Genomic DNA, 9,236 nt, shown 5'->3' with positions numbered 1-9,236 from the left:
TTCGTATATAGAGTCGGTTTGACGGCCAGCTCTATTATACCGAAAGGAGATTTGTCTGTTACAACTCTACAAGTTGAATTCTCACACAGGCAGAGCCTGTGGTTTTAAAACCAGTAATAAAAAAAGCATTTGTAGGTTTTTTTTCAAACCTACAAATGCCTGTAATTATCCCATCTTAACGAGAAGAGATCACTTTAGTAGCTGCTTCTTCGAAATTTGCTTGTTCATATGCCGCTAACAAATAGTCAACGATATGGACCGCTTCCATGTTCTCTGATAGTCCTTCCCGTTCTATTCCGAGCTTCATTTGCAGCAAGCAACCTGGATTTGCTGTTACAATTGTTGTTGCTTTTGTTTTTGTTGCTTGTTCCATTTTATAATCTAAAATTTGCATCGACATTTCCGATTGAACAATATTGTATATTCCTGCGGAGCCACAGCAACGATCCGCATCTTTCATTTCTATAAAAGTCACCCCATCGATTGCTTCTAATAATTGGCGCGGCTCGATAAACGTTTTTTGGCCATTTCTCAAATGGCATGAATCCTGATACGTAACAATTTGGTTTTCTAGCCGTAATGGTAGCTTGTGAAAATCGAGCTCGATCAGGATTTTAGTAACATCCTTTATCTTTGCACAAAATGCTTGTGCACGCCCGTTCCATTCAGGATCATCCTTTAATAAATGATCGTATTCGACTAAGAATGCGCCACAGCCCCCAGCATTTGTAATGATATAATCAACCGCGGCATCCTCAAACGCGGCAATATTTCGCTTTGCCATCTCACGTGCCTGATCTAGTTCGCCACTATGTCCATGTAGTGCTCCACAGCAGCTTTGTGTCTCTGGAACGACTATTTCACAGCCTGCATACTGTAATAATTGGATCGTTGCATCGTTTGTATGCATAAACATCGTATCCATTAAGCAGCCTGAAAAAAATGCCACCCTCTGCTTTCGCTCTTTTGTTAAAGGGTGAATGTGGCGAGGACGTTGCTTCATTTCCTTCATTTTTGGTACTTGTGGCAGGACTTTTTCCATCGCTTGCATACTTTCCGGAAAAAGCTTCATAATACCAATTGCTTGTGCGAGCTTTTGTGTGCCTGAGCGTTGATAAAACCCGAGCAGTCCGGTTAATCCAATCATGCGATTTTGATAAGGAAACAAATTTTTAAAAAATATGCCTTTCATTATTTTCTCTGGTAGTGAACGGTGATGGCTTTGATAAATAGCGTCTCTTGCTTGCTCAAGCAATCTACCAAATTTTACTCCTGATGGACAAACCGGTTCACAGGCTCTGCACCCTAAGCACATATCAATCGATTGCTTTACTTCTTCACTTGGCTCAATCAGGCCATCAACAAGCCCCTTCATTAACGCAATCCGGCCTCTTGGTGAATGAACTTCATTTCTGCCAGTTTCTATATAAGTTGGACAAGTAGGCAAACAAAACCCACACCGTGTGCAATTCATCAATTCATCGTAATCTATTTTTTCTTTAAATGCTTGCTGTATACGCGTTTTCTCTCGTGCGTCCATCATTCCACCACACCTTCTCGAGGAGACATTGCAAACACTTTTCCTGGATTCATAATGAAATTCGGATCAAGTGCCTTTTTAATACTTCGCATCGCTTCCACACCCGCTGCCCCAGCCTTTAAATGAAGATACGGAAGCTTCATCATCCCTACTCCATGCTCTCCTGTAATCGTTCCCCCAAGCTCAACCGCTTTCGCAAAGATTTCTTCAAATGCCTTTTCAACCAATGCCATTTCTTCTTCATCACGTGCGTCGGTTAAACAGGTTGGATGAAGATTACCATCCCCAGCATGACCAAACGTACATATCGTCACATTATACTTCTTGGCAATTTCATTAATAGCCCGTACCATTTTTGCCAGTTCTGATCGAGGAACAGTAGCATCCTCTAGAATCGTTGTTGGTCTTAGTCGAGACAATGCAGATAATGCAGTTCTTCTTGCCTCCGTTAGCTGCAAGGCTTCTTCGGCAGTTTTTGCTACTTGTACAGCAAATGCGCCGTTTTCTTTACAAAGTAGGCCTATTTTATTTATATCTCTTGCCACAACCTCTTCAGGTCCATCCTGTTCAATTAATAATATAGCCTTCGCTTCAGTAGGTAGCCCGATCTGCGCAAAATCTTCAACAACTTTTACCGTTTCCTGATCTAAAAATTCCAATGTTGCTGGAATGATGCGATTCGCAATAATTGCAGAAACAGATTGCGCTGCTGCTTCTAGATCATGATAAAGCGCAAGCATGGTTTTCTTTGTCTCTGGCTGTGGGATTAGCTTTAAAACGGCCTCGGTAATGATACCAAGTGTCCCTTCTGCTCCAATATACAAACGTGTTAAGTCATAGCCTGCAACATCCTTCGCAAGCTTTCCTCCTGTTTGGATGATTTCTCCGTTTGGAAGAACGATTTCCAGTCCAAGCACATAATCGCGCGTAACGCCATATTTAAGTCCGCGTAATCCGCCCGAGTTCTCACTGATGTTGCCACCGATTTGAGATATATGCATCGATCCAGGGTCAGGCGGATAAAACAGGCCCACCGATAGTGCCGCTTCCAAAATATCCTTTGTATATACGCCAGGTTGAACGGTCATCGTAAGGTTTTCTTGATCGATTTCGATAATTTGATTCATATTTTTAAAGATTAGTACAATCCCACCTTCAACAGGCGTTGTTCCGGCGCATAAATTGGTGCCAGAACCACGTGGAACGATCGGGATTTTGTATGTATTGCATACGTTGACAACTGCTGCAACCTCAAGCTTCGTACGTGGTGCAATCACTGCGTCTGGAATAGTTTGATACCTTGGTGTCGAATCATAGGAATAAGCAAGCAAGCTTGCATTATTATCTTCGAAATTTGCTTCTCCAACGATATCTATAAATTTCGCCTTTATTTCCTCACATAGCATACGCATTCTCCTAATCTATTCATATTAATTCTATTGTATGAAATCGAGCGAGAAAAATATATGTGCGCGCAAATAAAAATATAGGCCTATTTTAAATATAATTTGTTCTTGTGAACAAATTCTTGTTTTCAAATGATTCGATTGCATGTATTTCCTTCCAAAATAGGACTGCAATGTATAAGTTAACGAGGTCTTCAACCTTATCTAAATCTAAAGCCGTTATTTCGGTAATTCTCTTTAAGCGATAGTGCAACGTATTACGATGCAGATGCATATAATCTGCCGTTTTTTGAATTGCCATATCATGTGCGAACCAGCTCTCTAGCGTAGTTAATAAAACATGCTCATCACTCAATGTCCCTATTATTCTTCGAATAAATTCTAGCTTCGTCTCCGGCTTTAATTCATGCTGCAGCATTGCAAATTTTAATTCTGTTTCAAAAATAATCGGCGCTTTCTTATACGCGATGCGTGATGCCCATTCAGCCTGTTTAAATGATTCGGACAGCATTTCTGCGCTCACGACTTCTCCTATTCCAGCAACAATATCGATTCCCAACCGTTCTTTCATTCCCTCTTGAAATTCGCGTACCTTATGCTTTAATTCACTTTTTTCCATTTTTGAACAAAGTAAAACGAGCTTTTCACTTCCAAGACGAACGAATAATCCCTTCTCCTTACTTCCCCACTTATCATACAATGCTTCCATTTCTTTAAACGATAAATGAATCGCTTTATCTACACTGCGAAAAACAATCGCTTGCACATATTTATGCATGTCAATAGGAAAGAAACGACTTCTCTTGTATAAGGCCTCAAAATTACCTGAATGGTGGAGCCAATCAAAAATAAAAAGCTCTAATTCTCTTGCATGCTCTTCTTGATATATTCGGTTGGTCGAATCTTGAATAAACAATTCTGTTACCTTACGAACAACCATCGCATACGGCTCAACAAGTGATGGATCGCCGGTAATTCCAAGAACTCCCAATGGAGAACCTTCCATAATAATTGGTAAAACAACTCCTTTTCGAACTCCCTGCAAGCTTCGTGTCCGCTCTTTCGTCATAATCATTTTTTCCTTCTTTTGCATTGCCAGCCATGCTCCTTCATGGAATGCCCCTACTCGTTTTTCTTCTGTACTAGCAACAATTGTCCCTTCTTCATCGGTTAAAATGACATCTTCATTTATGAGCCCTTTAATTTCTTGAACGATGGAATGATACAATTTATTTTTTTGAAAAACGGAACGCACACTTACCACCTACCTTCTATAAATTTAGCCAACAGAAGTCGATCAACATCCTAATTGATCGCTTCATTTTGACATGTTTCTCATTTCTTTCGTTACTTCTATCATAACTTCTTTCTATGCTATTGATTGGTATTCACTTGTATAGACTATTTCCCCGGAAATAAATTCAATATAAACCCTTTCTTATCTTTCGACAATATCAACAATTCTTCTTTTTATAGTATACAAGGAAACTATTATGGACTTGAAACATTACACTCTATTAGATAGCTTTTATCGTTATCCTGATAAACCCGATCGATTATTGTGTGATGCCAAGGCTCGTTTAAAAACAGAGAGCTAGACTGGCTATTGTTCTATAAAGCATTTTTCCTCACGCAAGCAATCTTATAGTTTTCAAAATAATAAAAAACGCTGTCCCAAACCTTCATGGAACAGCGTCAAGCCTTTATTTAGCTATTCGTTATTGAACTTCTTCTTGTCTTTCTTTATCCTTTAGCTTCCACAGTTTTCCCGGCCAGAAAGCATACCGCCCTAAAACAGTCGTTATCGCCGGAACGAGCAATGGTCTAACGACAAATGTGTCGAGCAGTACGCCAATCGCTGTTACTAAGCCAAATTGAACGAGCACTTGAAGTGGTAGCATCGCTAAAACAGAAAATGTTCCTGCTAAAATTAAGCCCGCTGAGCTAATAACAGTTCCTGTTTCTCCAACTCCTTCAGCTATCGCTTGTTTTAAAGGCATGGAACGCCGCTTTTTCCAAATGCTTGATACCATAAAAATATTATAATCTTCTCCTAGTGCGACTAAGAACACAAAGGCATAAACCGGGATTAAGCCTTGCATTGCAGTTGCTCCAAGACCGTAGTGAATAATAATCCAGCCAAGCCCTAATGCTGCTAAGTAGGATAACACAACCGTAGCTAACAAATAAACCATAGCAACGATTGAACGAAGGTAAACTACTAATAACAAAGCAATAATAAGTAATACGACTGGTATAATAATGGATTGATCTCGACTCGTTACTTCCTCCGTATCATAAAGTGTTGCTGTTTCTCCACCAATCCATACCTTTGAGTTTACTTCTTTTACTCCTGCATCCTTTAAGCTATTTTCTGCAATTTCTTGGAGCTTTGGAACTGCTGCAATTGCCTCTGTTGAGTAAGGATCAACCGCTAATGTAACTGACCATTCCTGTAGAGATGGATCCTTTGATCCTTTTGTAGGATCACTAACATTTTCAACAATGGAAAGCGCTGATAGCTTTTCTTTTAATGCAATTTCTTGTCCATCTGTTTGTACGATAACCTGAGCAGGCGCAATTTCACCTGGTGGGTAATGCTCTGAAATGACGGTGAATCCTTCTCGAGAAGGCATATCTTCTGGAAACGATTCAAGTAAGCCATACGTATACTGCATTTTTGGAACAAAAAGACCAAGGCCTCCTAATACGACTACACAAGTGATAATAATCGTCCATGGCTTTTCTGTCACCCAACGACCGATTACTCGATAGAAGCGACTTTGCGATTTCGGACGTTTTAGCTTTTTACCTTTCTTTTCTTCAAGATTTTGAATCATCGCTTCTGTTCTAGGAATAAACGGGAAAAAAGCAAATCTGCCTAGCAATGCTAAAATAGCCGGTAATAAGGTTAATGCTGCAATTCCCATAATGAATATGGATAAGCTAAAAGGAACTGCAAAACGATCATAGGATGCATAATAAGCAAGCCCTAATGTCAATAACCCCATAACCGTTGTCATCGCGCTAATCATAATTGCTCCACCGGTTCCACTTACAGCTTTTCGTAATGCAACATATTTATCTGCTTCGGTTCGTAATTCTTCTCGATACCTAGAAATTAGAAATAAACAATAATCTGTCCCAGCACCGAATAATAATACGGTCATAATGGAGATTGCTTGTGCATCAACTTCTATCCAACCTTTATCTGCTAGCAAGCCTAGCAGAGGACTAATTAATCCATAAGCAACCCCAACAGCAATTAGTGGAACAAGCGCAAGAATTGGTGATCGATACAGAACAACTAATAACACCAACACGAGCAACACGGTTGCAATAAGAAGCGTTACATCTGCTTGACTAAATAATGATACCGCATCTGTTTGAATGCCGATGGGTCCTGTTAGACGAACATGAAGCCCAGATTTTTCTAAATCCTTATCAAACACCTCTTCTCCAACACTGTTTGAGATTACTTTTTTAAGCCGTTCTAGATCATCTTCTAACAATTCTGTTGCTGTATCTGGCTCAAAAAATATAGGTGTGGTCAATGCTTCTCCGTCTGATGACGCCTCCTGCTGTAGCGCTTGTGGAGGCAACTTATGAAATGGCGGTATCATTGCTTGATATGCTAACGGATTTTCAACAAGCTCCCCATATACTTGTTGAATTTGTTCATAATCCGCCGTGTCCAATCCACCATCTCGATACCAGACAAGCAATAAAGGTGTTCCTGCATCATCGGAAAACTGCTCCTCCGTAAGCTTTGATGCCTCTACTGACATTGCATCCTCTGGTAAGAGCTGATTTGATTTTGTTTCTCGATCATTAACCTGTGGCCATACGAAGGAAAATATTGCAACAAGTAGCACCCAAATGAATATTGTCATCCATCTTGAGCGCGCTCCTGCTACAATTCCCCCCCACTTCGAAATGCGATTTTTCATCGATACTCCCCTTCCCTACTTTAAAAAATAATTTCGATTAATACTTACAAAATAAACTCTTTTTTAATTATATATACTGGTAGGTTAATTTCCAATTGTTTTTTTCCTCGTATATTAATCAATATGTGGTATACTGTTTCCGAATGAATGTACGAGGAGAGAAATGCAATGAATCATAAAAAACAACGCACCCCTGGTAGACCACCTGCTAATCATCAAAAGCTGCCAACTGATCAGTTAATTTTACAAAAAGCCGCCCAGCTATTTCTCGAAAACGGCTATAAGGACGTTTCCATGGATGATGTTGCTAAAAGCTGCCAAGTAACAAAAGCAACTGTTTACTATTATTACCAAACAAAGGCAGATTTATATTCCGAAACAATGACTCAAATGATGGAGCGCGTGCATCAAATTATGATTCAAATTCTCTCAGAAGATGCACCACTATATACACGGCTTTATCAAGTTGCTTCAGCTTATTTAAATGCAACCGTGCATATTGATATGGACGATATGATCAAAGGAACCAAAAATTCACTATCTGAAACGCAAATAAAAGCAATGCAAGAAGCAGAAGCAAAAATATATCGTGTTGTCGCTAACGCATTAGCAACGGCCATGCATACAAAGGAAATCAGACAAATAGATCCTCTTTTTGCAGCACATGCATTTATTTCACTATTAAAAATCGGGAATTATCGAGATACAGACAATAACGGCCTTTTCGCATCTGTCGATGATTCGGTTTTAAATATTATTAATTTCTTCTGGAAGAGCATCGCAAACGAATAACTGTCAATTCAAATGTTTTTATACGTGCTCTAAAATAGGTAAGCCTGTTTGAGCAATTTTTTCTTTTCCGTGTGCGTTTAAAATCTCATTTACAGTAATTCTTGCTGACTCTAAAATTGTTGGCAAGCCACTCCCTGGGTGTGTTCCCCCACCAACAAGCCAACAGCTCTGAAGCTCCTCAAACTGGTTATGCGGTCGAAATATCATCATTTGTGATAGCTGGTGACCTAAATTAAAGGTAGCCCCTTTATAAACAAATATTTCGTTTTCCCAGTCTGCTGGAGTAATCATACGTTCGACCTCAATTGCTTCTTCAAGGTTTTCCATGTTGAGCGTTGCAGCGAGTTTTTCTAATACAAGCTGACGAAAGCCTTCCTTTTCCTTTTCCCAGTTTAACCCGCTTTCATTATTTGGCACTGGAACTAATACATAGAGTGCTGATTTCCCTTCTGGTGCAAGCGTGGAATCTGTCACACCAGCGTTTTGCACATAGATTGATGGATCATCTGATAGCTTAAATGATTTCGTAATTTCTTCTACGTTTTTCACATAATCGTCTGCGAATATAATCGAATGGTGTGGAAGATCTACTTCTTTGTTCAGACCAAGATATAGCATAAATGTAGAGCAAGAATAAGATTTTTTAGCTAGCTTTTCTTCTCGGTACTTTTTCAGCACACCCTTTTCCACTAAATTTACCATTGCATGAGCAAAATCGGCATTCACAATAACTTCGTCTGCCTCTACACGTTCACCACTTTCTAATATAACCCCTTTTACATCCTTTCCTTCTGTCCAAAGCTGTTTCACGCCACGATTCAGATGGATGCGACCTCCATACTCTTTGACAACCTGAGCCATTGCCTTCGGAAGCTGATTTAACCCCCCTTTTATATGATAAATCCCATAGGCATGCTCCATATAAGATAATATGGCAAATGCACCTGGAGATTCCCATGGGGACATTCCTAAATATTTTGATTGAAAGGTAAAAGCAATTTTTAAATCATCCTCGGTAAAATAGCGCGAGAGAACATCAAATAATGATTTGCCCAGCTCAAGCTCTGGAAGTGCACGAAGCACTTTAGGTGAAAGCATGTCAGTAATTTTACTCATTCGCTGTTGTAGCAATGGAGATAGAACCTCCATTTTCTTTCCAACTTCCTGCATAAATTGATCATAGCCCTTGCTATTTCCAGGAAATAATTCCTCAATTCGTTCTTTCATTAGCTCGCGATCTCGTGTCATCGCCAATTTTTTATCAGCAAAAGTTAATTCATACATCTCATTTAGTTCGATTAATTCTAAATAATCGTGGACATTACGATCAACAGCTTGAAATAGCTCCTCCATAATATGTGGCATATTTAAAAAGGTTGGTCCCATATCAAAGCGAAAGTCACCAAGCTTTATTTCTGAATTTCTCCCACCAATATATGGTTGCTTTTCATATACAGTTACGTCGTAGCCTTTCCCCGCTAACAGCATCGCAGCTGCTAAGCCACCGGGACCTGCACCAACAACGATCGTTCGTTTACTCATAATTGT

At 39.6% G+C, this 9,236-nt stretch carries 6 protein-coding genes; 1 reads left to right on the top strand and 5 read right to left on the bottom strand.

The window, feature by feature from the left end:
• Positions 1-175: 175 nt before the first annotated feature.
• From QBK89_RS13825 to QBK89_RS13810, 4 genes are all read right to left on the bottom strand, one after another.
• Complete coding sequence (locus tag QBK89_RS13825) at positions 176-1,543, bottom strand: (Fe-S)-binding protein (protein ID WP_284141645.1); 1,368 nt, start codon at positions 1,541-1,543, stop codon at positions 176-178.
• Complete coding sequence (locus QBK89_RS13820) at positions 1,540-2,946, bottom strand: FAD-linked oxidase C-terminal domain-containing protein (protein ID WP_284141644.1); 1,407 nt, start codon at positions 2,944-2,946, stop codon at positions 1,540-1,542. Before QBK89_RS13820 ends, QBK89_RS13825 begins: the two co-directional genes overlap by 4 nt.
• 91 nt (positions 2,947-3,037) lie before the next feature.
• Positions 3,038-4,201 (bottom strand): CdaR family transcriptional regulator, encoded by a 1,164-nt coding sequence (locus tag QBK89_RS13815; RefSeq protein WP_284141643.1) that lies wholly within the window; start codon positions 4,199-4,201, stop codon positions 3,038-3,040.
• Positions 4,202-4,664: 463 nt separating this feature from the next.
• Entirely contained in the window at positions 4,665-6,896 is a 2,232-nt protein-coding gene (locus QBK89_RS13810; protein ID WP_284141642.1) for an MMPL family transporter, read from the bottom strand.
• Between the two features lie 168 nt (positions 6,897-7,064).
• On the opposite strand from QBK89_RS13810, the gene QBK89_RS13805 reads away from it, so the two are divergent.
• A complete protein-coding gene (locus tag QBK89_RS13805) occupies positions 7,065-7,688 on the top strand; it encodes a TetR/AcrR family transcriptional regulator (protein WP_284141641.1) in 624 nt (207 codons plus the stop codon).
• A gap of 18 nt (positions 7,689-7,706) precedes the next feature.
• Here QBK89_RS13805 and QBK89_RS13800 read toward each other — a convergent pair whose 3' ends face one another.
• On the bottom strand, positions 7,707-9,230 hold the full coding sequence (locus QBK89_RS13800; RefSeq protein WP_284141640.1) for a phytoene desaturase family protein: 1,524 nt from the start codon (positions 9,228-9,230) through the stop codon (positions 7,707-7,709).
• Between the last annotated feature and the right edge of the window lie 6 nt (positions 9,231-9,236).

The organism is Virgibacillus sp. LDC-1, assembly GCF_030137545.1.
In the GTDB taxonomy this organism is placed as follows: domain Bacteria; phylum Bacillota; class Bacilli; order Bacillales; family Amphibacillaceae; genus LDC-1.
The sequence above is the reverse complement of the archived record's forward strand: the minus strand, read 5'-3'. Positions and strand labels throughout refer to the sequence as shown.